Below are 22,952 nucleotides of genomic sequence, written 5' to 3' on the forward strand. Positions count from 1 at the left end.
ATGGACAGCACAGCACACCGTGGTCTCAGCGGACGCGGCGCGATCGTCGGGGTGGGACGCACCCGGATGGGCAAGATGCCGGGATCGACGGCGCTCGGGCTCGGTCTTGAGGCCCTCAAGCTAGCGATCGACGACGCTGGGATCGACAAGTCGGAGATTGACGGAATTCTCACCCACCCCGGCACCACCTCTCGCGAAGGTGCTAATCACTATCTGCGCCTCGCCGAGGCGGCTGGCATCGATCCGCGCTACGCGGGGTCGAAGTCGATGGGAGGCGCGACCGCCGGAGCCCTCGTGCAGGAAGCGATCATGGCCATCGACGCCGGGCTTGCGACGACGGTTGCCTGCGTCTTCGGCGACGCGGCGCTGACCGGCGGGCAGAGGTTTAACTCTCCCAACGGTGACCCGGGGTTGAGCTGGGGAATTTGGGGCATGTTCGGCCCCCAGGCCAACAGCGCGCTCGGCGCGCGCCGCCACATGTCCTTGTACGGGACGACAAGCGAGCAGCTTGGTGCCGTCTCGGTGACTTTCCGTGAGCACGCTCAGAACAACCCGGACGCAGTAATGCACGGCAAGCCGATAACCCTCGAGGACCATCAGGCGTCGCGCTGGGTCGTCGAACCCTTCCATCTGCTCGACTGCTGCCTCATTTCTGACGGCGGCGTGGCGATCATCGTCAGCTCGGCGGAGCGAGCGCGAGATCTCGCGAAGCCACCCGTGCGCATTGCTGGAATGGGGCAGGGGTACACCGCTCGCAAGAGCGAAGCCGACGACTGGTGGTACCTGCCTCATCAGAAGGCTGTACTCGACGAGGCGTGGGCAACCTCGGGTCTCGGCCCGGGAGACATCGATGTCGCGGAGCTGTACGACAACTTCACGTTCTCTGTTCTGCTCTGGCTCGAGCACGGCGGATTCGTGAAGCGCGGCGAGAGCGGTGCCTTTGTGGCCGACGGCAACCTGAAGATGGGTTCCACGCTCCCCACTAATACCCACGGGGGCAGTCTCTCCGACGCGTACATGCAGGGTTGGACGCACATCGTCGAAGGCGTGCGACAAATCCGAGGCGAAGCCGGTCCTCGACAGGTGCCGGATGCCGAGACCTGCCTAGTCACGGGCCGTGGCATGGCCCTCAACACTGCGACTGCATTGGTGCTGACAAAATGACGTATGACAAACCCCTTCCGGTTCCCACCGATGGCAGCGGTCCGTTCTGGGAAGCCTGCAAGCGGCACGAACTCACGATCCAGGAGTGCACGGCGTGCGGTCATCGACGCTGGCCTATCGGCCCAGTGTGCACAAACTGCCTGTCGCCCGAGCACGTTTGGGTGGTGCTACCGGGCACGGGCGAGGTGTTGTCCTGGATCGTCTACCACCAGTCGTTCAATCAGGCATGGACTCCGGACCTTCCGTACAACGTCGCTCTTATCCGCGTCGATGGCGCGCACACCATGATCTCGAACGTGGTCAAGGCCGATCTAGACGCGATCGAGATCGGGCAACGGGTCGAAGTCGTCTTTGACGACGTCACCGCAGAGTTTGCAATCCCGAAGTTCCGCCCAGTGGCCTGAGGTATCCTGATGTCCAGGTCAGCCCTCGCCCCCGAGCTCGATCGACCGGGGTGCATCGAGCACATCTCGGAATGCGTCAACATGGCGCACCATACGGCGAACTGCGGCTTCGGGGTCGCGGGCCTGCATGGCGTCGAGGATGCGCCGGTGGGCGCGGAGAGTCGCTGCTGTCTCGGTGCCAAACTCCAGGAAGGCGCGGCTGTAGATCAGCTGCTGAGTCGTCGCCGTGAGCGCGGAGACTACGCCGTTGTGGGTGGATTCGGCGACGAGCACATGGAAGCGCGCGGCCTCCTCAGCGACGATCTCGCTCGAGCCGAGGTGCTTCTCGGCCCGCTCGATCGATGCTCGTATGCGCTCGAAGTCGCTCTCGGTCGCGCGGGTGGTGGCGAGACGCACCGCGAGCGGCTCCATGAGCGAGCGCGCCTCAAGGAGCTGTTCGGTGGTTGTCTGCTCAACTGCCAGGATGACATCGAGGATCGTCGCGAGCCGTTCGATCTTCGGGCTCGTCACATAGGCGCCTCCGTGGCGACCCGCGCGCATCTGAATGAAACCGTCGGCTTCGAGAAGCATGAGCGCCTCGCGCACTGTCGCCCGACTGACTCCGAGCTGCTCGATGAGTTCGCGCTCTGGGGGGAGGCGATCGCCGAGGGCGAGAGCACCACTGCGGATTTCGCCGCGGATCTGCGCCGCGATGATCTCGGCAAGCTTTCCTTGCTTGATCTTGTCGAAGACTACTTCAGGCATTACTGGAACCTATCGGATCGCGCCGCTACGAGGCCGCGCGACGGTTAAGTGAGACACCGACCGGATTCAATTGTGATCCGATAACTACGCTAATCTTATCCTATTTGCTTTCGGAAGTGAGGCCTCGATGGTGATTGCTGATCACATTGATCCCCCTTTGTCGGGTGTGCGCGTGCTCGCCTTGGAGAACTTTGTCGCGGGCCCGACGGCGAGCATGTTGCTCGCCGACTGGGGTGCCGAGGTGCTTAAACTCGAACCCGCGGGGGGAGACAGTTACCGAGGCTTCCCCCCGGTCGAACGATCCGACGCCGGCGAGTCGAGTGTCTGGTTCGCGCGACTCAATCGCGGCAAGAAGAGCGCCGTGCTGGACATTGGCAAGGAGGAGGGTCGCGCCCGGTTCCTCGAGCTGATCGGAGCCGTGGATGTGGTCGTGCAGAATCTCCGACCGGGAACCCTCGGTCGACTCGGGCTGGGATATGAGCGCTTGAGCGAGATCAATCCGCGGATTATCCTCATCTCCATTTCTGGATTCGGGCAGCCTGACGTTCTTCCGGGCCCCTACACCTCGATGCCCGCGTTCGATCTCATCGGGCAGGCCATGTCGGGGATTGCCTTCACCTCCGGTCAGGACGGTGATCCCCCTGCCCCGGTGGGCTTCCCGCTCATCGACACCGCGGCCGGCGACTGGGCCGCGACCGCGACGCTTCTCGCCCTTTTCCAGCGCGAACGCACCGGCGTCGGTCAGCACGTCGACGTCTCGATGTTCGATGTGGGCCTGCATCTCAATGAGTACGCGATCGGAGCGTTTGGCTGGACGGGCAAAACGCCCGTTCGCGGCCGACTCGCCAGCTCGGCCCCGTTTGAACTCCTGCAAGCGCGGGACGGGTACGTCGCCGTCGCCGTCTCGGGCGAGCCGATTTTCGCCCGGTTCTGCGAGGTCATTGGCCGACCCGATCTGATCGGAGACGCTCGACTGGCTAACGGCACTCTGCGGTCGCAGGCGATGGACGAGCTCCTCCTTCCGATCATCGAGGAGTGGATGTCCATACGTGACGTCGAAGAGGTGCTCGCCGTGCTCGGCGCAGCCGGAGTCCCGAGCTCGCGTGTCCAGACCGTCGAAGATCTGTTCTCGGACCCGCATGTGGCGGCTCGGAGGATGATCATCGACGTGCCGGACCCGGTGCTCGGTCGCGTGCGCGTGGCGGGAAACCCTCTCACGTCCACCGCGATACCACCGCTCGCCCCCACAGCAGCACCACAGCTCGGCGCCGACAACGACGTCATAGATGAGTGGCTCCGCGACGCAGAGCCGAGACGCAACCAGAGGGGACAGAGCGCATGACCAATCTCACAGAAGAGCTCGAGGCCATTCAGCAGGTGGCGCGGGATTTCACCCGCCGGTCGCTCATGCCGTTGGAGAGTTCCGTGATCCAGCGTGAGAGCACTCGGGGGCTCGACCCGATTCCGGTCATCGACCCGGCGGACGAGGAACGACTCACCCGGGAAGTTCGCGAGCTCGGACTGTGGGGCATCGAAGTGCCCGAGGAGCTCGGCGGTGCTGGGCTCGGTCTGCTCGCGAAGGCTGTGGCCGTCGAGGAGATCAATTACTCCATCACGCCGTATCGACTTCCGCCTGAGAGTCCCAATATCTCCTACCTCGACGCGGTTGCGACGCCCGCTCAGCGCGAGCTCTACCTCGACCCGCTGTGTCGCGGCGACAAGTCCTCGGCGCTCGCACTCACCGAGCCTGAGGCAGGTGCCGATGCCGGGGGTATCCAGACCTCGGCCGTCCCCGACGGTGATGGTTGGAAGATCAACGGCAGCAAGCTGTGGATCTCTTGGGCCGACGCGGTCGACTTCTTCATTGTCATTGCCGTGACCGACCCTGAGAAGCGCAACCGGGGCGGGATGACTGCGTTTCTCGTCGACCGGGACGCCGAAGGACTCGAGATTTCGAAACCGATCCCCACCATGGGGGAGCAGCGGCCGTTCGCCCTGTTCTTCGACGACGTGCGCGTTTCCGCTGATGCCGTGCTCGGTGAGGTCGGTGAGGCGTTTCCGCCTCTGACAAACCGGCTCGGTGTGCGTCGGGTCGAGATCGGAGCCCGCTGCGTCGGGCAGGCCCAGCGCATGATTGACATGATGTGTAGCTACAGCGAGGAGCGGCACACATTCGGCGCACCGCTCTCGGAGCGCCAAGCCATCCAGTTCATGATCGCCGATTCGGTGATGGAGGTGCACGCCGCGCGGCTCATGGTGAGAGACGCGGCCGCACGGCTCGACACCGGCCAGCGCGACATCCGTCTCGAAGCGAGCATCGTCAAGGTGCAGGCGACCGAGATGCTGAGCCGGGTCGTCGATCGCGCTCTGCAGGTGCATGGGGCGATGGGCTACTCGAAGGAGCTCCCGATCGAGTTCGTCTACCGCAACAGCAGGGTGCTACGCATCCTCGAGGGTCCGTCCGAAATCCATCGCGGCCAGATCGCACGACTCTCAATCAAGCGGCGGAACCGGGCATGACCGCGGCACTTGCCCACCTTCGAGTGGTGGAGATCGGCGATGACAGTGGTGCCTACGCGGGTCGCCTCCTCGCCGGGCTGGGAGCCGAAGTGGTGCGTGCGCGCGTCCCCCAATCGGCGGCGCCCGACTCGTGGAGCGTGGATCCTGATCCGGTCGTGCAAGACTTCCTACACCGGGGCAAGGCCGAGGTGATGCTTCCGGCTGAGGAGTCCAACCGATCGGCCGCGATCGCCGAGCTCTTGCGCGGCGCTGACATCACGATCGAGTCCGGCTCGACGGATGTGCTCGCGACGCTCGGCCTCGACCTCGACCATCCGGCACTGGCCGACCCGGAGCTGATTCGCACGCGGATCAGCCCGTGGGGCATCCAGAGCGAACGAGCCGGGACACCCGCCACTGACCTGATCAGCAGCGCAGCTGGTGGCTTTCTGGCCCTCGGCGGATGGCCGGATCGTGCGCCGACGCGCGCATACGGCGATCAGAGTCTTCGGATGGCGAGCCTTTATGCAGCCGTCGGAGCATTGCTCGCCGTGCGGGCCCGCGCGATTTCGGGCTCGGGACAGCAGGTCGAGGTAAGCGTCCAGGAGTCGGTCGCCACGGCACTCGAGAACGCTCTGCAGTACAGCGATCTCGAAGGTGTGGTTCGGCGTCGGGTCGGCGCTGGCTATCAGGAGGCTGGCACGGGCGTGTACGCGTGTAGCGACGGATTCGTCTATGTCATGGTTGGACGACTGAGTACAGCCCAAGGGTGGGTGAATCTGCTGGACTGGCTCGACGAGGCTGGGGTGCCGGGCACTGCCGGCCTACGCACAACGGAGTGGACCGACCACGAGTATCGCAAGTCTGCAGCGGCTCAGGCTGAGTTCCGCAGAATCTTCGAGTCGTTCGCAGCAGACAGATCGAAGGCCGACCTGTACGTCGAGGCGCAGCGTCGCAACATCGCTGTGTGTCCCGTCAATAGTCCGCAGGACCTTCTCGCAAGCGAGCACCTGAACGCGCGCGACTTCTTCGTCACCGCCGATCGACGCCGGTCAGTCGGAGCGCCGTTTCGGCTCTCCGCGACGCCGTGGTCGTTGCCAGTCCCGACCAGAGTGCCGGCGTGAGCGCGATTGCGCCGCTGAACGGCATCCGCGTGCTCGACTTCACCTGGGTCGGGGCGGGACCGATCGGCACGAAATTGTTGGCTGAGTTCGGTGCCGACGTCATCAAGATCGAGTCGCGCAGGCGACCCGATCCGTTGCGAAGGACCGGACCGTTCGCTTCGGGCGATGATCCTCTCGAGCGCTCCGGCTACTTCGCTGACAGGAACGCCGGTAAACGGAGCATCGCGCTCGACATGACGCATCCCCGTGCGCGAGAGGTTGTCCTTCGCCTCACCGCTGCGACGGATGTCTGCGCGCAGAGTTTCCGTCCGGGAACGCTCGAGAAGTGGAACCTCGGCTATGAGGAGTTGATCGCGGTGCGACCCGATCTGATCTACCTTGCGATGCCCATGCAAGGGGAATGGGGACCGCACGCGACGTTCTCCGGGTTCGGGGCGACCCTCGTAGCGCTCTGCGGACTCCACGAACTGTGCGGCTACCCCGACCGGGAACCGGTCGGGACGGGCACGAACTACCCCGACCATGTACCGAACCCGATGCATGCGGTCGTTGCGGTGCTGGCCGCCCTGCTCCATCGGGATGCGACAGGGGAGGGCCAGCGCATCGAACTGTCGCAACTCGAATCGACCCTCAACGTGATCGGCCCTGCCATCGAGCACGCGGACCTCGGGGAAAGCCCTACGCGTGCGGGAAATCGCATTCCGCACGCGGCACCCCACGGTGTCTTCCCGACTCGTGGTGATGACCGGTGGATTGCCATCGCGGTCGTCGACGATCGTCGATGGCAGGCCCTCGCGGAGCTGGCGGGGATTCCGAAATTTGCCGATCAGGAATTGCTTCATCTCGAAGGACGTAAGGTGCGCGAGGACGAGATCGAAATGTTGCTCGCAGACTGGACGGCATCGCAGGACGCCGACGAGCTCGCGGCAGCCCTCGCATCCGTGGGCATCGCCGCTTCCCCCGTCCGTACCGCGGACGAGCTTCTCGCCGGTGTCGGCGGATTGCGCGAGCGTGGCGCATTCGAATGGCTCGAGCATCCTGTGATGGGTCGGACCGTCTATTCTGCACCGACGCCGCGGCTGTCGATGACTCCGGGCATTCTCGCGTCGCCCGCGCCCCTACTCGGCGCCGATACTGACGAGGTTCTCGGTGCGATCGCGGGCTACTCACCCGGGGAGATTGCGGAGCTCCGGGCCGAAGGAGTCCTCACATGATGAGAACGGAGACGCCCATGATGCACGCCACGCCACCTCTCGCGGGAATCCGGGTCCTGGACCTGACCCGCATCCTTCCCGGACCATTCGCGACGATGATCTTCGCTGATCTTGGCGCGGAGGTCGTGAAGATCGAGCATCCTCGCGGCGGTGATCCGGAGCGTTCGAGCGCCCCCCTGGGAGAGAACGGGGACGCATATCGCTTCGGCATGCTCAATCGAGGCAAGCGATCAATCGCGATCGACCTCAAGTCGACGCAGGGGCAGGAAGTAGTCCTCGAGCTTGCCCGCTCGTTCGACGTCGTGCTCGAGGGGTTCCGTCCCGGAGTCGTCGACGAACTCGGTATCGGCCCCGCGGCCCTGCGCTCGGTGAATCCTGGACTCGTCTACGCATCGATCTCGGGTTACGGCCAGACTGGGCCGTACGCCGACCTACCCGGACACGACATCAACTACCAGGCGCTTGCCGGCATCCTGCGCTACTTCGGCGGTCGCGACGCGCCGCGCATCCCCTGGCTCCCGATCGCCGACATCGGCGGTGGTGCGATGCTCGCGGTTTCCGGCATTCTCGCTGCCCTCGTGCGTCGGGCGGCGACGGGCCGCGGCGACTACCTCGACCTGAGCATGGCAGAGGGCGCGCTCTATTGGCAGCAGACACGAGCTCAGTGGTATCTCGCGACCGGGAACGACCCGACGCCTGACGGGTTGCCGGTTACCGGGGCCGTACCGGGGTACGGGATCTACGAGGGCGCCGACGGCGAGTGGCTCAGCCTCGGGTGCCTCGAGCCGATATTCTGGGAGCGGCTGTGCGGCGTGCTCGATCTGCCCAACGACGTCGGCCGACAACGTGACTCGAAGGCCTTCGACGAGTTGGACGCCCGGCTTCGGGCAATCATCGCGACACGCTCTGTCAAGGAATGGTTCGCGGTCTTTCGGGACAGCGGCGTGCCAGCCGCACCCTGCCACACCATCGCCGATGCGCTCGACGACGAGCACTTCCGCAGCCGCGGGCGCCTTGGCGGTTCTGAGCCGCACGATCGGATACGCTCTCCGTTCGTCTTCGCTGATTCGCCCGAGGTAGCCGGATCTGCGGCTCCAACACTCGGCGCGGACACCGATGCGGTTCTGCGCGAGGCGGGCTACGACGAGCCTCGCATCTCGGGTTTGAGGGCCGTTGGGGCGATCCGGTGACGGGGGCTTCCACCCTAGGAATTGGCTTCGGACCGGGCACGCTGGGGTTCCCGTCCGGGGCCGGGGTCTTGCGATTCGCTGAGCGGGCGGAAGAGCTCGGATTCGACCACTTCTGGGTCAATGACCACGTCTCCTGGCAACATCCGCTCATCGACCCGGTGGTGTTGCTCTCGGCGGTCGCCGCACGTACCACGACCATTCGCCTGGCGACGGGGGTTTACTTGCTTCCGCTGCGGTCTCCGGCTGCCACGGCACGCTCCTTCGCTGGCCTGGACTACATCAGCGGCGGACGTACGATCGTCGGCGTGGGGGTAGGCGGTGAGTTCGAGGCGGACTTCGCGGCGGCGGGGGTGGCAATGCGACGTCGTGGTCCACGGACTGACACGTCCATTCGCCTCCTTCGTGCATTTTGGCGAGGGGAGGCAGTCAGCTGGCATGACGCCGACTTCGATTTCGAGGACGCCCTGGTGCTGCCAGCGCCCGTTCAGGAAAACATCCCGATCATCGTGGGCGGCCGGTCTGATGCGGCCCTGAGGAGGGCCGCGACGCTCGGCGACGGGTGGATGCCGTACCTCATGAGTCCCGATCGCGTTGCGGAAGGGGCTCGACGCATCGACGAGCTTGCACCGGATCGGCACAAGCGGATTATCGCGCACGTCTTCGTGTATTTCGACGCCGACGCCGACGTCGCCCGTCGCAAGGCGACCGACTACCTCACCGCGCAGTACCACCAGGATATGACGCGAACGGTCGAGCGGTGCGTACCGTGCGGGTCGGCGGACGTCGTCGCGGAGAAGCTCAGGGCTTATGTTGACGCAGGAGCCACAGATATCGTCGTCCGGCCGCTGGCTTCACCTGAAGCCCTATTCAGCTCTCTCGAAGAAGCCGGCGCCGTGTCGGCAGGATGGACGCGCGGATGAAAGGGTTCGGGATGGCAGACGAGGACAAGGGGGGCCCGCTTTCCGGAGTGAGGGTTCTCGCGATTGAGAATTTCCTCTCCGGTCCCTACGGGAGCATGATGCTGGCCGATTTCGGCGCTGAAGTGGTCAAGGTGGAGCCTCGCGAAGGCGATGGCTATCGTCGGGCGACGCCCAACTACCACACGAAGGACGGGCGAATGAGCTATTCCTTCCTTCGCGTCAACAGGAACAAGAGGAGTGTCGTTCTCGATTTGAAGACCGAGGAAGGGCGAGAGGACTTTCTCGCGCTCGCGGATGAGGCGGACGTCGTGTGGGAGAACTTGCGTCCCGGGGCGATGGAACGGCTCGGTCTCGGTTGGGAGGACTTGAAGGCACGCAATCCGCGTCTCGTATACGCCACGATCTCTGGCTTTGGACATGGAGACGTACTTCCGGCCGGACCGTATATGAGTCTTCCCGCTTTCGACATCGTTGCTCAGGCGATGAGCGGCGCGATGCTGCGCATCGGCAAGGAAGGTGATCCACCGATGTACCTCGGTTCGCCTATCGCCGATCAGCTGGCGGGAATGATGGCTGCTTTCGGGGTTGTACTAGCGTTGCGGGGCGTCGATGAGAAGGGTGGTGGCCAGCACGTCGATATCGCCATGTACGACGTCATGGTGGCGTTGAACGAGCAGCTGATCGGCCACGTGTCGCACTTCGGCGAGATGCCTAAGCGAGGATTGAGCCCAACTTCGGCGCCGTATGGCGCTTTCCGGACCAAGGACGGCTGGGTCGCAATCGGGATCGCGAGCGACGAAATCTGGGCGAGGTTTTGCGCCGCCATCGGTCGGCCCGACTTGGCGACGGCACCCGATCTCTCGACGGGTATCAAACGTGCAGCGAATCAGGAGTCCATCCTGCGCCCCGCGATCGAGGATTGGGCATCGGGTCAGACGTCCCTGGAGATCACGATGTTGCTGTCCAAAGCTGGTGTACCGTCCGGTCCGGTACAGGATGTCGCACAGCTCTTCGACGATCCCCAGGTGGCTGTGCGGGAGATGCTCATCGATGTGGACGACCCCGTGATCGGTCGCCTCACCGTCGCTGGCAACCCCATCAAGCTGAGCGGGTCACCGCATGCTCCACGACGGACCGCTCCGCAGCTCGGTGCTGATCAGCAGCTGCTCGGGGAATGGGCGACGACCGGAAGACGTCGGCGTTGAAGCCTCGGAGCCACGCGCTTGCGGTCCGCCGGAGGCCCTGATGGCGTCGAAACCCGGGGCGGCGAAAGGGGGCGCTTTGCTGATCGCGTCACTGACCCTCGCAATGGCGACAGGCGCGACGGGGACCTACTCTTATGCCACGCTCTCCCCATTCCTACTGCCGAGTCTTGGGATGACGCCGGGTGGGATGGGCCTTCTCTTCGGCGGTCTGTATACAGTCGCCGCGGCGTCGAGCGGTGTGATCGGCAGGATCACGGATCGCGTTGACCCGACGCTCGTCGTTCTCGTCGGTTCGGCGTGCTCCCTGGTCGGAACTGTATTGCTCGCGGCTAGCTTCTCGATCATAGGACTGGCCGCCTCGGCCCTTTTCGCCGGGCTTGCCATGGCGGCGTCGAACCCAGGAAGCAATGGCATGATCGCTCACCGGATCCCGCCCGGATCGCGCGCATTCGCGACTGGAATCAAGCAGTCGGGAGCCACCGGCGCCGGTCTCTACCTGGCCGTGGTGCTTCCCGGTCTCGCCGTGGCCGTCGGCTGGCGGTGGGCGTCGCTCGCCGCGGTGATCATTCCCATCCTCGCGGTGATTACAGTGCTGATCGGTCGGCGATCTTCTCAGGCCGCTATGGAACCCGAGGTGACCACGGACCCGCACGAACCGCGAAGACTGACGTGGCTTTCCTGGCTTGCAGGCTATGCCCTCCTGCTCGGCGTGGCCACTGGGATCTGCAATGGCTTCTACGTGCTGTACGCCCACAGCCTGGGATTTGGTGTTGTCGAGGCGGGCCTGGTCTTCGCCGTCTTTGCCGTCTTGTCCGTCATCGCCCGGATCGTCTGGGCGAGATTGAGCGAAACCACATGGTCGCCCGCTCAGCTGTTGGGTGCGGTCGCGGTCATTGGAGCAATCTCGGCGCTCTTGTGCCTGGTCGCGCCGGCCGTCGGGGACTGGGCTGTGTGGTTCGCCGCAGGAATGGGCGGCCTGTCGATCGTCGGATGGAACGCCCTCGGAATGGTCACGATCATGCAGAATGTCAAACGAGATGCGGTGGGTGTCTCGGCCTCTCGCATGCTGCGCGGGTTCTTTGTCGGCCTTGCGATCGGACCGCTCACATTCGGTGCGCTCGTCGAGTTCGGCGGCTACTCAGTGGGCTGGCTCTTTCAGTTCGTCGTTCTCCTTCTTGCGATCGGCGTCGCCTACTTCTTCGGTCGTTCTCTAGCCATGCATACGCCGCCGGGGTCCCATCTGCCTCGCGAGGCGCTCTAGTGCCGGGCTGGGTGGCGCCCGTCTATGCGCCGCTCGCGTGGCAATGGTCTCCGGCAGAGGTCAGACGATACGCCCTCGCGGTCGGAGCGCCGTATTCGGTGATTGATAGGCGCGATCTCCGGTTGGTCACCACCAACGAGCCGGACGTTCTGCCGACCTTCGCGAGCTTGCTCGCGGACGGCCACAGTCTGCGGAACGTTCCGCTTCGCGGCTTAACCTTCGATCCGCTCGACGTGATCTACGCTGGTCACGAAGTCGAGCTGACCGGTCCGTTGCGTCCGACGACCGCGGGGACGAGCACATCCCGGATCTTGGACGTCGGAGACGTCCGAAGCGGCGTGCTCGTTCGGCGGGAGACGGTGAGCCGCGACGGTGACGATCGGGTCATCGCGCGGAATGTAGTGACGAGCGTGATTCGCCGCGCTTCGGTGGGCCGGACTGCAGATGTCGGCGTCGCAGTGCCGGAGCAGCTCTCTGGCGACATCGCTACGCTCGTCGTGCCAACCCTCGACCGGCAAGCGCTTTTCTACGCCGAGACCGGCGACCATAATCCACTCCATGTCGATCCGGAGGCTGCGCGGCGCGCAGGATTCGAGCGTCCGATCCTGCACGGGCTGTGTGCGTTCGGAATGGTCGTGCACCGGGTCGTCCGAGATCTCGCGGATCAGGGCTGGCAGGGCGTTCGCGCCACAGGGGTTCGCTTCACTGCGCCAATCGTGCCCGGCGAGGAGATCATCGTGCGCGCGGCCCGATCGGGAGACATCATCCGCTTTGAATCCTTTGTTGGCGACCGAAGGGTGCAGTCCCACGGTCACGTCGATCTGGAATCAATGCACTAGGACTCGTTTCGTCGTCGCTCGAAAGGACAGTCATTGTGGAGCAGCTTCCAGCCGCACCGTCGTTCCGCCTCGACGGCAGCACGGCGCTCATCACCGGCGCTAGCCGCAATATAGGCCGCGCAATCGCGTCGGCGTTCGCTCACGCTGGATCGGACTTGGTGATAGTCGCACGGGACCCCGTGAGGCTCGGACGCGTCGCGGAGTCGATTCGGGGAGAGACCGGAGTCGTGGTCCGCGAGGTCGCTACTGACATCGCCTCGACCGAGGGACTCGACTCGGTGATGCGGGAGCTCGACGCCGGTCCGGTCGACATTCTGGTGAACAACGCGCACATCACCGGCGGCACGACATCGATCGTGTCGGCAGACGACGAACTCTGGAACACGGTGTTCTCGACAAATCTCTGGGCGCCCCTTCGGCTCGCGCGGCGGCTACTCCCGCAGATGACGGCAGCCGGTTCGGGCTGCATCATCAATCTCATGTCTGGCTCTGGCCTGCAACCGACGCCGGAATTGGCCCCCTACGGGGTGAGTAAGGCCGCCTTGTGGATGCTCACCCGCTATCTCGCTGTTGAGGCTGCTCCCACCGTCCGAGTCAACGCGTTGTGCCCGGGCCTCGTAAGCGAGGACGGTACACCGCGCAACGAATCCCACCGCGCGATCATCGGAACCGTTCCGATGGGTCGGGTAGGTCGGCCTGAAGAGATCGCGGGCGCCGCGGTCTATCTCGCCAGTAGCGCGGCGAGTTATGTAACGGGCGAACTTCTCATCGTCAATGGCGGGCGGCCATGGTGATGGACAATAGCGGCTCATCGCAAACGAGAGTGTAGGTAGTCGGGAGCGCGTCGAGATCGCGGCCCGCACGGAGTCGCCTGACCCGGGAACTTCGGTCCATCAGCGATGGGAGTCATCTTGTTACCTCGCCCTATGACGAGCGACTACGCCGAGACTGCAACTGTCGAGCTGCTCGAGAGCTCGTCGTCGAGGAGCCTAGCCGTCGAGGCTGCGTGCGACGTCATCGACCGAAGGACGAGATTCAGCCGCGCGTCACCGAGCCGGTACGTGCGGCGAGAGTTCTGGTGATGGTCGGCCCAGTCAGGAACCATGCGGCAATCATCGCGGCGGTGCCGATCGCGAACACGAGCGCTCCCCACCAGGACACGTCGTCGCGTGAAGCGTACATGTGGTTGAGGTTGCGCAGCAGCCCCGTCGTAGCAACCAGCGTGACGTGCACAATGACGAACGCGACGAACGCGAGCATCGTCGGATAGTGCACCGCTCGTGCGATCTCGATCGGATAGACGCGGCTGAGACGCACGGCCGACGAGGGCCACAGTGGCGACATTCGAAGTCCGGTCACGATCGCGAGCGGAGCGAGAATGAATACGACGCCGAAGTAGCTGAGAACCTGGAGTGCGTTGTACGCGATCCAACCGTTCTCGGTCGGCCAGTCAAGAGACGCATACTGCAGGAAGACCGAGAGTGCGTTGGGTACGACTTCCCACGTGGTCGGGACGATCCGGGCCCAGTGGCCGGTGGCGAAGATGAGTATCACGAACACGACGCCATTGAGGACCCAGAGCACGTCCAACGCAAGATGCAACCACAATGTGACGCTGATCTTTGTGCCGGTGAAGCGGCTGGTGCGCGGCGCCCAGTAAGCGCGTGGCCGCTGCGTTGTGCGGACCTCCCAGCCAGTCTTGACGATGAGAAGGAGGAAGAACGCGTTGAGGTAGTGCTGCCAGGCGAGCCACACCGGCAGCCCCTCCGGCGTCCCGGGGAGCGGCTCGAGCACGCCAGGATAGTCCGCGATGAAGGACGAGACCGGCTCGAGTGTGCGCATCCCGCGGGCCACGAATATTCCGACGACGACCACGATGACCGCAACAATCGTTGTCGCGATCCAGCGCGCCCGGCGAGAAGCCAGAATGTCTGAGCGAATCATCGGCGGCGGTCGAGTTCGTCGATCAGTTGCGGCACGATCGTGAAGACGTCGCCCACAATGCCGAAGTCGGCGATCTCCAGGATCGGTGCCTTCGAATCCTTGTTGATCGCGACGATGACTTTCGACGTCTGCATGCCCGCGCGGTGCTGGATGGCACCGGAGATCCCGAGCGCCACGTAGAGCTGGGGTGCAACCGTCACTCCCGTCTGGCCCACTTGGAGTGATTGCGAGGCGTATCCGGCGTCGACCGCGGCGCGCGAAGCGCCCACGGCGGCACCGAGGGCGTCGGCCAAGCGGCCAGCAAGTTCGAAGCCCTCTGCCGAGCCGAGCCCGCGTCCTCCGGAGACGACGCGCTGCGCAGTGCGGAGGTCGGGACGCTCCTCGTTCGCCTCGATCTCCTCGACACTCTCCACTGTGACTGCCTCGGCATCGGCGAGATTGTCGAGCCGACTCACTTCAGGCGTCGTCGCATCGCCCGCCGCCGCCGCCGCCCCCTCCCGGATGGTCACGACCAGGGGTCCCGCGTCGGCGCGCGACTCCACGGTGAATGACCCGCCCAACACCGAGTGCTCGGCGAGCGGAGCGCCATCGACTGTTCGCACGGCGACGGCATCGGTGGCGAGCGCGGCACCAATGCGGACAGCCAATCGGGCAGCGACCTCGCGTGCACCGACGGCATTGATTGCGAGTACTGCGATCGGATTGACCGCCGCGTACGCCGCGGTAGCCGCCTCAAGCTCCGCGTTCTCTCGCCATTCGCCCGTGCCAGTGATCTCGGCGATGAGAACTTTGCTGGCCCCAGCCGCAGTCACTGTTTCGACGGCGTCGTCGACCTCGTCCGCACGGGCTGCCACCACGGTGACCGGGTCGCCAAGGTGGCGCGCCATACTCAGCAGCGTGCCCACTGACTCGCGGATCCGACCCTTCCGGTCCGTGCTCGCCAGCACGAGTACTGTACCCATGGTGTTCTCCTTCAAACCAATCGTTGCGAGGTAAGGAAGTCCGCGAGTTGCACGGCCGCGTCGCCCGAATCGACGATGGTGGTGCCCGCGGTACGAATCGGTGCCTGCTCTACAGTGGTCACGATGGAGCGTCTGGCAGGAAGTTCCGCAGAAATATCGGCAAGACTGAAGCGTTCGAGCGGCTTCTTCTTCGCTTGCATGATCCCTCGGAAACCGGCTATGCGGGCCTCCGGCGAGCGTTCGGTAACCGAGATGATCGCAGGCAGCGCGGCCCGAAGGGTTACGCGCTCCGATCCGACAACCCGAACGCCGCGAACGCTCTCCTCGTCGATAACGACTTCATCGAGACCTGTGAGGTGGTGGACGCCGAGGTGTTCGGCGACCATAGCGGGGAGGACTCCGCCGCGCCCGTCGCTGGATTCATTTCCTGCGACGACGATATCGAATCCAGCGTGCCTGATGGCGGCCGCGAGTACTGTGGCTGTCGTCATCATGTCAGCGCCCTCGAGTGCAGGATCGACGACGTGGATGGCGCGATCGACGCCCATCGCGAGCACTCGGCGTAGCATGTCAGTTGCGGATTCGGGACCCATTGTGAGTACGACGACCTCGGCCTCCGAACCATCGCGATATCTCAGTGCGACCTCGACGGCGCGCTCCCCGATCTCGTCAATCACTGGCTCAGGCTCGTGGCGATCGATGCGTCCGCTGGCCGGATCGAGGCGTCGATCCCCCCAGGTGTCAGGAACCTGCTTAATGAGAACAAGGATGCGCACGAAGTCTCCCTCCTTGGAGAGTGTTATTTGGGTCGTTCACTCTCCATAAAGAGTATACTAGTCGAAGAAGCGCAAGGGATAAGCTTTGGCAACGCCGTGCATTCAGGGATCAGCGCTTCCTGCTTATGGGAGAGGATGCGCCTGGTCGCCCGCATAGAGTGTGGCTCCTTCAGGATCTCATCGACGCCGTCGCCGAGTTCGTTCTTGGAATCGGAGCCGGACACCTTGAACTCGCCGCACCGGGCCGGTGCGATCCTGCACCGTTCGGCGACGACAGCTGTCAACACCATCGGATGGCGCCGGTGTTGCGCCGGTCGCCCGGCAACTGCATCGTCGACATATTTTGATCGTCGCCACGTCGATCTATGCAAAGAAAGTTTGACACTGTGTCGAGAACCCTTTACTGTCATCGTGTAAAGAAAATCAGACATATCTCACAGCGGAGGGGCAACCGACGTGCGCGACAAACAGATCAGCGCCCGAGCAGAGTTCACCTCGCGCGGCCTCCTCATCCTGGGCGCGCTCACGGCGCTCGTGCTCGCGATGCTCGAGGCCGACCACTTCTGGATCGCCCACGCGATCGTCCTGGGCTTCATCCTCGTCGGCATCCTCGAAGGCGTCACAAAGATCGCTCTCTACCGCGGAGGTGTGCCCGCATGGTGAAGCCCACGAAGGTCACCAACGCGATCCGCACGCTGCGCTTCGCGCACGGCGAGCTCACGCAGGCGCAGCTCGCCGAAGCCGTCGGCGTCACGCGGCAGACGATCATCGCGATCGAGCAGGGCAAACACTCGCCCTCGCTCGAGCTCGCCTTCCAGATCGCGCGCGTGTTCGACGTGCCCCTCGACGAGGTCTTCCAGTACCCCGGCCCCGACTCCACGCGGGCGGGTGCACGATGAGGGCGGTCGTGCAGCACGGCTACGGCGGCCCCGAGTGCCTGAGCATCGAGCAGCGCCCCGAGCCGACGCCCGGCCGCGGTCAGGTGCGGGTGCGCGTCGATGCGGTGAGCCCCGACTCGGGCACCCTGCACCTCCTGACGGGAGAGCCGCGGGTGCTGCGTCTCTTCTTGGGCTGTCGCACTCTGCGGCAGCCGGTCATCGGGCTCGCCTTCGCGTGAGTGGTCGAGCAGCTCGGCGACGGCGTCGGAGGGCTCGCTGTCGGCGACCGCGTGGCGGGTTCGGCTCCGGCGGCCTTCGCCGACCTCGTCGTCGCGCGGGCCGACCGCGTGGCCCGCATCCCCGACGCCGTCTCGAGCGTCGATGCCGTGACTCTGCCGATCTCGGCGAGTACCGCGCTGCAGACGGTGCGGGACGCCGCGCGGGTCGTGGCCGGTCAGCGCGTGCTCGTGATCGGTGCTGGCGGGGGAGTGGGTTCGTTCCTCACCTAGCTCGCCGTGGCGACTGGGGCTCACGTGACGGGCGTCGTGAGCGCCGCGAAGTCCGCCTTCGTGCGTGACCTGGGGGCCGAGCGCACCATCGACTACCGCGTGACGCCCGATCCGGCGCAGTGGGGGCCGCACGACGTCGTCATCGACACGGCAGACGGGCGGCCCCTCGCGGTGCTGCGCCGGGCCCTGACGCCGCGGGGCACGCTCGTGATCGTGGGGGCCGACGGGGTCGGGGGGGGCCGTTTCTCGGCGGCCTCGAGCGGGAGATGCTCGCGTCGCTGCAGAGCCCCTGGGTGCCGCACCGGCTCACGAGCGCGATGCAGCGCGAGAACGGGGCAGACATCGGCGTGCTGCTCGACGACCTCGCGAGCGGTCGCCTGCGCGCGCCCGTAGACGCCGTCCTGCCTCTCGAGGATGCGCCCGAGGCCTTGCGCCGCATGGCTGAGCGCGCGGTCGCGGGCAAGCTCGTGCTCACCCTGTAGCGGGCGCTGGCACTATTCCTGGATGCCCTCGAGCGTGTCGGTGATCAGCTCGCCCGCCGGGTCGTAGATCAAGCACAGGATCTCGCGGTCGCCGCCCTGCCAGCTGCTCTCGGTCGGGTGGTAGTAGCTGAAGTCGAAGCGAGACTCGAGGTAGTCGACGCCGACGAACTCGGCGTAGTCGGCGAGGCACGCGGCGTCGGCCTCCTCGAGGATCGTGTCGATGCCGGGAAAGTCGGTGTCGCCGAGGATGAAGGACGCGTAGATCTCGCTGTCGTGGGGCTCGTCGCACGGCACGGTGGGCACGGCAGTGACGGTCTCGCCGATCTCGCCGTCGTTGAGGCAGTCGCCCACTTGGAGGGTAAAGACGTCGGTCTCGTCGTTGCCTCTGACGACCTGGCCTTCCTCGTCACGCACGGCCTGGTCGGCGCCGGTCAGCGAGTCGAGCGCGCTGCATCCGCTCAGGGCGAGACCGGCGACCAGCGCGGCGGCGACGACCGCGACGCGGTGGCGGGAGCGCGGGAGGCGGGAGGCGGTCATGCCAGGATCCTACCGAGCACTAGCGCGAGGATCCTGCCGGGCGCTCGCGCGCCGCAGCACCGCGTCGTGCAGCACGCCGTTCGTCGCGAGGGCGCTGCCGTGCCACGGCCCTGCCTCACCGTCCAGCGAGCTGAAGCGCCCGCCCGCCTCCTCGACGATGGGCTGCAGCGCGGCCATGTCGTAGGGCTGCAGGTCGAACTCGCCTGCGATGTCGATCGCGCCCTCGGCGACGAGCATGTACGACCACATGTCGCCGATCGCGCTCGCCCGCCACACGGTGCGCGTGAGGTCGAGCAGCTGCTCGAGGCGCCCCGCGTCGTCCCAGCCGAGCAGGCTGTTGTAGCTGAAGCGCGCATCGGCGAGCTCGCTCACTCCGCTCACGCGCAAGCGACGGGACTCGTCGTCCCGGGCGTCGCGAGCCCACGCGCCCTCGCCGCGCGCGGCCCACCAGCGTCGGTCGAGCGCGGGCGCGCTCACGACGCCGACGACGGGAACGCCGTCAACAGCGAGACCGATCAGGGTACCCCAGATGGGCACGCCGCGCAGGAAGTTCGCGGTGCCGTCGATGGGGTCGATGATCCACTGCCGCTGGGCTCCGTCGCCGGATCCGGTGTGCGTTCCGTACTCCTCGCCCAGGATCCCATCGTCGGGGCGCTCGGAGGCGAGCCCCTCGCGAATGGCGCGCTCGACAGCCTGGTCAGCGTCGGTGACGGGCGTGCGATCGGGTTTGGTGGTCACGATGAGGTCGAGCGAGCGGAACCGCGGGAGGGCGATCACGTCGGCGGCATCGGCGAGCCTCAGGGCGAGGGCGAGATCGTCGGAGAAGGAGGCGGGAGCGGTGCTGTCGGTCACTCGTCCAGGCTATCGGCGGTGCTGCGCCCGCGGGGAGAGCGCAGGGTGGTCAGGAGTCGTTGCAGCGAGTCCAGTCGCTGCGGGCCCAGCGGGCCGAGCTCGCTCCGCTGCGCCCGTTCGACCAGTTCGCAGTCCGGGGCATCCGTCAGGTGAGTGCACCCCCGGGGGCACTGAGCGGCGACGTCGGCGAGGTCGCCGAATGCCCGCAGGATGTTCTCCGGGTCGACGTGCCCGAGGCCGAAGGAGCGCACGCCGGGGGTGTCGATGATCCAACCTCCCTCGGGAAGACGCAGCGAGACGGTGGAGGACGAGGTGTGCCGCCCGCGACCCGTGACGGCGTTGACGACTCCGACGGCCCGGTCGGCGCCCGGCACGAGGGCGTTGACGAGCGTCGATTTGCCGACGCCCGAATGTCCGACGGCGACGGTCGTGCGCCCGCGCAGTCGCTCGAGCAGGGCATCGACGGGGGGATGCTCGGGCGAGCTCGTGACGACCTGCAGGTCGAGGCCCGTGAAGTGGGCGAGGAAGGCGCTCGGGTCGGCGAGGTCGGTCTTGGTCATGACGAGCAGGGGAGTGATGCCCGCGTCGAACGCCGCGACGAGGTAGCGGTCGACGAGCCGGGGCCGCGGTTCGGGGTCGGCCGCGGCGACGACGATGAGCAGCTGGTCGGCGTTGGCGACGATGATGCGCTCGACGGCGTCGGTGTCGTCTGCGCTGCGGCGTAGGAGGGTTCGGCGCTCGTGCACGCGCACGATGCGCGAGAGCGAGCCCTCGTCACCGCTCACATCGCCGACGAGATCGACGCGGTCTCCCGTGACGATCGACTGCTTCCGCAGCTCGCGGGCACGCGTCGCCGTGACCGTGCGCTCCTCGGGAGCGCCCTCGTCGACGAGCACGGTGTAGCGGCCGCGGTCGACCGTCGTGACGCGTGCGACGACCGCGTCGTCGTGGGCGGGCCGCTGCTTCGAGCGCGGACGGTTCGCCTTCGGGTTCGGCCGTGCGCGGTAGTCGGCCTCGTCGTATTCGTCGTACGGCTCGACCGAGTCGGGCGGCAGCCAGCTCACGGCGCGGCGACCTCGGAGCCAGCGCCGAGCATGCCGAGCCACAGCTCGGGGAACTGGGGGAGGGTCTTGGCGGTCGTGCCGATGTCGTCGATCTCGACGCCGTCGACGGCGAGGCCAATGATGGCGCCTGCCATCGCCATGCGGTGGTCCTCGTACGTCGACCACAGCCCGCCGTGCAGCGCTCCAGGAGTGAGCGCGAGCCCGTCGTCGAGCTCGTGGGCGCCGCCGCCGAGCGCGGTGATCTCCGCGACGAGAGCGGCGAGCCGATCCGTCTCGTGGCCGCGCAAGTGGCCGATGCCGTCGATCGTGCTCGGGGCGTCGGCGAGGGCCGCAAGTGCCACGAGTGCGGGCGCGAGCTCGCCTCCCGTCGTGAGGTCGAGGTCGACGCCCGGGACTGCGCGCCCTCCGCACAGGCCGAGGCCGCCGTCGACGACGAGCGCCCCCGCCTCGCGATGCACGCGAGCGCCGAAGCGCGGCAGCAGGTGCTCGAGGTCGGCGCCGACCTGTGTGGTGGTCTCGGGCCAGTCCTCGATCGCGACGGTCCCGCCGGCGACGAGCGCGGCGACCAGGAAGGGCGCGGCGTTCGACAGGTCGGGCTCGATCACTGTCTCGGTCGCGGCGATCGGGCCGGGCTCGACGATCCACACGCCGGGTTCGGGGCTCGTGACCTCGACGCCCCGGCGCCGCAGCGATTCGATCGTCATCGCGATGTGCGGCATCGACGGCAAGCGCTCGCCCGTGTGCCGCAGCTGCAGGCCCTGCTCGAAACGCGGTGCCGCGAGCAGCAGGCCCGAGACGAACTGGCTCGACGCCGAAGCGTCGATGGAGAGCTCGCCGCCCCGCACCGAGCCCGCGCCCGCGCCCCACAGGCTGAAGGGCAGCGCGCCTCGGCCGTCGTCGTTGACGTCGACGCCGAGGGAGCGGAGCGCCTCGATCGTCGTGCGCATGGGCCGCCGCCGTGCCGACTCGTCGCCGTCGAAGGCGACGGGGCCCAGCGCGAGCGCCGCGAGGGGCGGGAGGAAGCGCATGACCGTGCCCGCGAGACCGCAGTCGATCGTCGTGCTGCCCGTCAGATCCGCCGGCGGCGTGATGCGCAGGTCGGGTCCGAACGCGCCATCTCCATCCACTCGCTCGATCGAGACGCCGAGCGAGGCGAGCGCGTCGATCATGAGCATCGAGTCGCGCGAGAACAGCGGTCGCCTGAGCACGGAGGTGCCGTCGGCGAGTGCGGCGAGGACGAGCTCGCGATTCGTCAGGCTCTTCGAGCCGGGCAGGTTCACGCGCGCGTCGAGAGGGCTCGTCGCGCGGGGCGCGCGCCAGCCACCGGGCTCGACGGGGGAGTCGGATGCCTCGGATCGATCCTCGTCGCCGTAGGGAGAGAATCGCGGGCTGGAATAGGTGAAGACCTGCATCGGTTGTCTACAGTAACGGCACGCACGATCACTCACCGAAGGGAGCACGTGATGGCCACGAGCCTTCTCGAGGCACCCGCACGGCGCTCGACAGTAGAGTGGGCACCGATGAGCGACGAGTTGAGCGAGAGACGACGGCTGTTCCACGACCAGGCTCTGCCTCTCATGGATCAGCTCTACGGTGCCGCGATGCGCATGACGCGCAACCCGGCAGACGCCGCCGACCTGGTGCAGGAGACCTTCGTGAAGGCGTTCGCCGCCTTCGGGCAGTTCGAGCAGGGCACGAACATCAAGGCGTGGCTCTACCGGATCCTCACCAACACCTACATCAACATCTATCGCAAGAAGCAGCGCGACCCCTATCAGGGCACGATCGACGAGCTTGAGGACTGGCAGCTCGGTGGCGCCGAGTCGGCGACCACGACGGTCACGCGATCAGCGGAGGCCGAGGCGATCGACCGCATGCCGTCGAGCGCCGTCAAGGATGCTCTGCAATCGATCCCCGAAGATTTCCGCCTCGCGGTGTACCTCGCCGACGTGGAGGGGTTCGCGTACCAGGAGATCGCCGACATCATGAAAACGCCCGTCGGAACCGTCATGAGCCGCCTCCACCGCGGCCGACGGCTGCTGCGGGAGCTGCTGGCCGACTATGCCCGCGAGCGCGGCATGACAGCGTCGACGATTCCGGCGAGCACCGCGAGAAAGGGCACGACATGACGGACTGCGGTTGCGACAAGGCCAAGGCAGAGCTCGAGGAGTTTCTGCACAACGAGTTGAGTGCCGCCGAGTGCGCCGACATTCGCGAGCACCTCGCGAACTGCGACGACTGCTCGGCCGAGCACCTCGTGGGGCTCACCCTCAGCAGCAAGGTCAAGGAGGCGTGTCAGGAGACCGCCCCCGACGACCTCAAGGCGATGATTATGGGCTCGATCGAACGCCTCGACGCCTGAGTAACGCCGGGTCCCGGAGGCC

The 22,952-nt window shown here is 66.2% G+C and carries 27 protein-coding genes and 1 pseudogene; 20 read left to right on the forward strand and 8 right to left on the reverse strand.

The annotated features are described in order from the left end of the window. Together IE160_RS04090 and IE160_RS04095 are read left to right on the forward strand one after the other, a co-directional pair. Entirely contained in the window at window positions 1-1,164 is a 1,164-nt protein-coding gene (locus IE160_RS04090; protein WP_179873449.1) for a thiolase C-terminal domain-containing protein, read from the forward strand. After that, entirely contained in the window at window positions 1,161-1,568 is a 408-nt protein-coding gene (locus IE160_RS04095) for a Zn-ribbon domain-containing OB-fold protein (RefSeq protein ID WP_179873450.1), read from the forward strand. Before IE160_RS04090 ends, IE160_RS04095 begins: the two co-directional genes overlap by 4 nt. Before the next feature lie 18 nt (window positions 1,569-1,586). Here IE160_RS04095 and IE160_RS04100 read toward each other — a convergent pair whose 3' ends face one another. After that, a complete protein-coding gene (locus tag IE160_RS04100) occupies window positions 1,587-2,312 on the reverse strand; it encodes a FadR/GntR family transcriptional regulator (RefSeq protein WP_179873451.1) in 726 nt (241 codons plus the stop codon). A 172-nt stretch (window positions 2,313-2,484) separates the two neighbouring features. On the opposite strand from IE160_RS04100, the gene IE160_RS04105 reads away from it, so the two are divergent. The 10 genes from IE160_RS04105 to IE160_RS04150 all read left to right on the forward strand — a co-directional run bounded on the left by IE160_RS04105 (window position 2,485) and on the right by IE160_RS04150 (window position 13,358). Beyond that, window positions 2,485-3,654, forward strand: a complete 1,170-nt coding sequence (locus IE160_RS04105) for a CaiB/BaiF CoA transferase family protein (protein WP_179873452.1) — start codon at window positions 2,485-2,487, stop codon at window positions 3,652-3,654. Further along, entirely contained in the window at window positions 3,603-4,832 is a 1,230-nt protein-coding gene (locus IE160_RS04110) for an acyl-CoA dehydrogenase family protein (protein ID WP_218925642.1), read from the forward strand. The genes IE160_RS04105 and IE160_RS04110 overlap by 52 nt, the downstream gene beginning before the upstream one ends. A gap of 26 nt (window positions 4,833-4,858) precedes the next feature. Beyond that, the gene (locus tag IE160_RS04115; RefSeq protein ID WP_179873453.1) at window positions 4,859-5,935 is read left to right on the forward strand and encodes a CoA transferase; all 1,077 of its coding nucleotides are present in this window, start codon (window positions 4,859-4,861) and stop codon (window positions 5,933-5,935) included. Beyond that, on the forward strand, window positions 5,932-7,149 hold the full coding sequence (locus IE160_RS04120; protein ID WP_179873454.1) for a CaiB/BaiF CoA transferase family protein: 1,218 nt from the start codon (window positions 5,932-5,934) through the stop codon (window positions 7,147-7,149). The genes IE160_RS04115 and IE160_RS04120 overlap by 4 nt, the downstream gene beginning before the upstream one ends. Beyond that, window positions 7,146-8,339 (forward strand): CaiB/BaiF CoA transferase family protein, encoded by a 1,194-nt coding sequence (locus tag IE160_RS04125; protein WP_191151733.1) that lies wholly within the window; start codon window positions 7,146-7,148, stop codon window positions 8,337-8,339. The genes IE160_RS04120 and IE160_RS04125 overlap by 4 nt, the downstream gene beginning before the upstream one ends. 68 nt (window positions 8,340-8,407) lie before the next feature. Beyond that, window positions 8,408-9,259, forward strand: coding sequence for an LLM class flavin-dependent oxidoreductase (locus IE160_RS04130; RefSeq protein WP_179873456.1), 852 nt, complete (start codon window positions 8,408-8,410; stop codon window positions 9,257-9,259). Between the two features lie 11 nt (window positions 9,260-9,270). Continuing rightward, window positions 9,271-10,464: a CaiB/BaiF CoA transferase family protein gene (locus IE160_RS04135; protein WP_191151734.1), complete on the forward strand. Its 1,194-nt coding sequence runs from the start codon at window positions 9,271-9,273 to the stop codon at window positions 10,462-10,464. Window positions 10,465-10,504: 40 nt separating this feature from the next. Then, the gene (locus tag IE160_RS04140) at window positions 10,505-11,725 is read left to right on the forward strand and encodes an MFS transporter (protein WP_191151735.1); all 1,221 of its coding nucleotides are present in this window, start codon (window positions 10,505-10,507) and stop codon (window positions 11,723-11,725) included. Further along, window positions 11,725-12,564: a MaoC/PaaZ C-terminal domain-containing protein gene (locus tag IE160_RS04145; RefSeq protein WP_179873459.1), complete on the forward strand. Its 840-nt coding sequence runs from the start codon at window positions 11,725-11,727 to the stop codon at window positions 12,562-12,564. The genes IE160_RS04140 and IE160_RS04145 overlap by 1 nt, the downstream gene beginning before the upstream one ends. A 35-nt stretch (window positions 12,565-12,599) precedes the next feature. Next, window positions 12,600-13,358: an SDR family NAD(P)-dependent oxidoreductase gene (locus tag IE160_RS04150; protein WP_191151736.1), complete on the forward strand. Its 759-nt coding sequence runs from the start codon at window positions 12,600-12,602 to the stop codon at window positions 13,356-13,358. A gap of 241 nt (window positions 13,359-13,599) precedes the next feature. Here the strand turns inward: IE160_RS04150 and IE160_RS04155 are convergent, their stop codons facing one another. The 3 genes from IE160_RS04155 to IE160_RS04165 form a co-directional block, all read right to left on the reverse strand. Further along, the gene (locus tag IE160_RS04155; RefSeq protein ID WP_191151737.1) at window positions 13,600-14,508 is read right to left on the reverse strand and encodes a cytochrome b/b6 domain-containing protein; all 909 of its coding nucleotides are present in this window, start codon (window positions 14,506-14,508) and stop codon (window positions 13,600-13,602) included. Next, complete coding sequence (locus tag IE160_RS04160; RefSeq protein WP_255508234.1) at window positions 14,505-15,413, reverse strand: electron transfer flavoprotein subunit alpha/FixB family protein; 909 nt, start codon at window positions 15,411-15,413, stop codon at window positions 14,505-14,507. Before IE160_RS04160 ends, IE160_RS04155 begins: the two co-directional genes overlap by 4 nt. Before the next feature lie 68 nt (window positions 15,414-15,481). After that, complete coding sequence (locus tag IE160_RS04165) at window positions 15,482-16,246, reverse strand: electron transfer flavoprotein subunit beta/FixA family protein (RefSeq protein WP_191151738.1); 765 nt, start codon at window positions 16,244-16,246, stop codon at window positions 15,482-15,484. Between the two features lie 456 nt (window positions 16,247-16,702). Between IE160_RS04165 and IE160_RS04170 the strand changes: the two genes are divergently transcribed. The 6 genes and pseudogenes from IE160_RS04170 (at window position 16,703) to IE160_RS12510 (ending at window position 18,115) form a co-directional block, all read left to right on the forward strand. Next, window positions 16,703-16,909 (forward strand): hypothetical protein, encoded by a 207-nt coding sequence (locus tag IE160_RS04170; protein WP_179873465.1) that lies wholly within the window; start codon window positions 16,703-16,705, stop codon window positions 16,907-16,909. Then, window positions 16,903-17,145 (forward strand): helix-turn-helix transcriptional regulator, encoded by a 243-nt coding sequence (locus IE160_RS04175; RefSeq protein WP_191151739.1) that lies wholly within the window; start codon window positions 16,903-16,905, stop codon window positions 17,143-17,145. The genes IE160_RS04170 and IE160_RS04175 overlap by 7 nt, the downstream gene beginning before the upstream one ends. Then, window positions 17,142-17,363, forward strand: coding sequence for a zinc-binding alcohol dehydrogenase family protein (locus IE160_RS04180; RefSeq protein WP_191151740.1), 222 nt, complete (start codon window positions 17,142-17,144; stop codon window positions 17,361-17,363). The genes IE160_RS04175 and IE160_RS04180 overlap by 4 nt, the downstream gene beginning before the upstream one ends. After that, entirely contained in the window at window positions 17,364-17,633 is a 270-nt protein-coding gene (locus IE160_RS04185) for an MDR/zinc-dependent alcohol dehydrogenase-like family protein (RefSeq protein ID WP_179873468.1), read from the forward strand. A gap of 6 nt (window positions 17,634-17,639) precedes the next feature. Further along, window positions 17,640-17,879 (forward strand): annotated as a pseudogene (locus tag IE160_RS12705) (zinc-binding dehydrogenase); the annotation flags it as partial. 20 nt (window positions 17,880-17,899) lie between these two features. Then, window positions 17,900-18,115, forward strand: a complete 216-nt coding sequence (locus IE160_RS12510; protein WP_224744572.1) for a zinc-binding dehydrogenase — start codon at window positions 17,900-17,902, stop codon at window positions 18,113-18,115. Between the two features lie 12 nt (window positions 18,116-18,127). Here IE160_RS12510 and IE160_RS04200 read toward each other — a convergent pair whose 3' ends face one another. Genes IE160_RS04200 through aroA form a run of 4 tightly spaced genes read right to left on the reverse strand, consistent with a single transcriptional unit; the run spans window position 18,128 to window position 21,980 of the window. Beyond that, window positions 18,128-18,652, reverse strand: coding sequence for a septum formation family protein (locus tag IE160_RS04200; RefSeq protein WP_179873470.1), 525 nt, complete (start codon window positions 18,650-18,652; stop codon window positions 18,128-18,130). A 9-nt stretch (window positions 18,653-18,661) separates the two neighbouring features. Continuing rightward, window positions 18,662-19,504: a histidinol-phosphatase gene (gene hisN / locus IE160_RS04205; protein WP_179873471.1), complete on the reverse strand. Its 843-nt coding sequence runs from the start codon at window positions 19,502-19,504 to the stop codon at window positions 18,662-18,664. Further along, window positions 19,501-20,568 carry a ribosome small subunit-dependent GTPase A gene (gene rsgA, locus IE160_RS04210; protein WP_179873472.1) on the reverse strand — a complete coding sequence of 356 codons (1,068 nt, stop codon included), beginning with the start codon at window positions 20,566-20,568 and terminating at the stop codon, window positions 19,501-19,503. The genes hisN and rsgA overlap by 4 nt, the downstream gene beginning before the upstream one ends. Continuing rightward, entirely contained in the window at window positions 20,565-21,980 is a 1,416-nt protein-coding gene (gene aroA / locus IE160_RS04215) for a 3-phosphoshikimate 1-carboxyvinyltransferase (protein WP_179873473.1), read from the reverse strand. Before aroA ends, rsgA begins: the two co-directional genes overlap by 4 nt. Window positions 21,981-22,088: 108 nt before the next feature. Between aroA and IE160_RS04220 the strand changes: the two genes are divergently transcribed. Both IE160_RS04220 and IE160_RS04225 read left to right on the forward strand, forming a co-directional pair. Next, window positions 22,089-22,697, forward strand: coding sequence for a sigma-70 family RNA polymerase sigma factor (locus IE160_RS04220; protein ID WP_179873474.1), 609 nt, complete (start codon window positions 22,089-22,091; stop codon window positions 22,695-22,697). Further along, a complete protein-coding gene (locus IE160_RS04225) occupies window positions 22,694-22,930 on the forward strand; it encodes a zf-HC2 domain-containing protein (protein WP_179873475.1) in 237 nt (78 codons plus the stop codon). The genes IE160_RS04220 and IE160_RS04225 overlap by 4 nt, the downstream gene beginning before the upstream one ends. Window positions 22,931-22,952 lie beyond the last annotated feature (22 nt).

It is taken from the genome of Chryseoglobus sp. 28M-23, from assembly GCF_014789785.1.
Lineage (GTDB): Bacteria > Actinomycetota > Actinomycetes > Actinomycetales > Microbacteriaceae > Microcella > Microcella indica.

Bases quoted from the DNA above. Each gene is read 5' to 3' on its own strand.
- IE160_RS04225 (WP_179873475.1), top strand. From the start codon at position 22,694: ATGACGGACTGCGGTTGCGACAAGGCCAAGGCAGAGCTCGAGGAGTTT.
- IE160_RS04090 (WP_179873449.1), top strand. From the start codon at position 1: ATGGACAGCACAGCACACCGTGGTCTCAGCGGACGCGGCGCGATCGTC.
- IE160_RS04095 (WP_179873450.1), top strand. From the start codon at position 1,161: ATGACGTATGACAAACCCCTTCCGGTTCCCACCGATGGCAGCGGTCCG.
- IE160_RS04200 (WP_179873470.1), bottom strand. From the start codon at position 18,652: ATGACCGCCTCCCGCCTCCCGCGCTCCCGCCACCGCGTCGCGGTCGTC.
- IE160_RS04125 (WP_191151733.1), top strand. From the start codon at position 7,146: ATGATGAGAACGGAGACGCCCATGATGCACGCCACGCCACCTCTCGCG.
- IE160_RS04155 (WP_191151737.1), bottom strand. From the start codon at position 14,508: ATGATTCGCTCAGACATTCTGGCTTCTCGCCGGGCGCGCTGGATCGCG.
- aroA (WP_179873473.1), bottom strand. From the start codon at position 21,980: ATGCAGGTCTTCACCTATTCCAGCCCGCGATTCTCTCCCTACGGCGAC.
- IE160_RS04220 (WP_179873474.1), top strand. From the start codon at position 22,089: ATGAGCGACGAGTTGAGCGAGAGACGACGGCTGTTCCACGACCAGGCT.
- IE160_RS04175 (WP_191151739.1), top strand. From the start codon at position 16,903: ATGGTGAAGCCCACGAAGGTCACCAACGCGATCCGCACGCTGCGCTTC.
- IE160_RS04100 (WP_179873451.1), bottom strand. From the start codon at position 2,312: ATGCCTGAAGTAGTCTTCGACAAGATCAAGCAAGGAAAGCTTGCCGAG.
- IE160_RS04180 (WP_191151740.1), top strand. From the start codon at position 17,142: ATGAGGGCGGTCGTGCAGCACGGCTACGGCGGCCCCGAGTGCCTGAGC.
- IE160_RS04140 (WP_191151735.1), top strand. From the start codon at position 10,505: ATGGCGTCGAAACCCGGGGCGGCGAAAGGGGGCGCTTTGCTGATCGCG.
- IE160_RS04135 (WP_191151734.1), top strand. From the start codon at position 9,271: ATGGCAGACGAGGACAAGGGGGGCCCGCTTTCCGGAGTGAGGGTTCTC.
- IE160_RS12510 (WP_224744572.1), top strand. From the start codon at position 17,900: ATGCTCGCGTCGCTGCAGAGCCCCTGGGTGCCGCACCGGCTCACGAGC.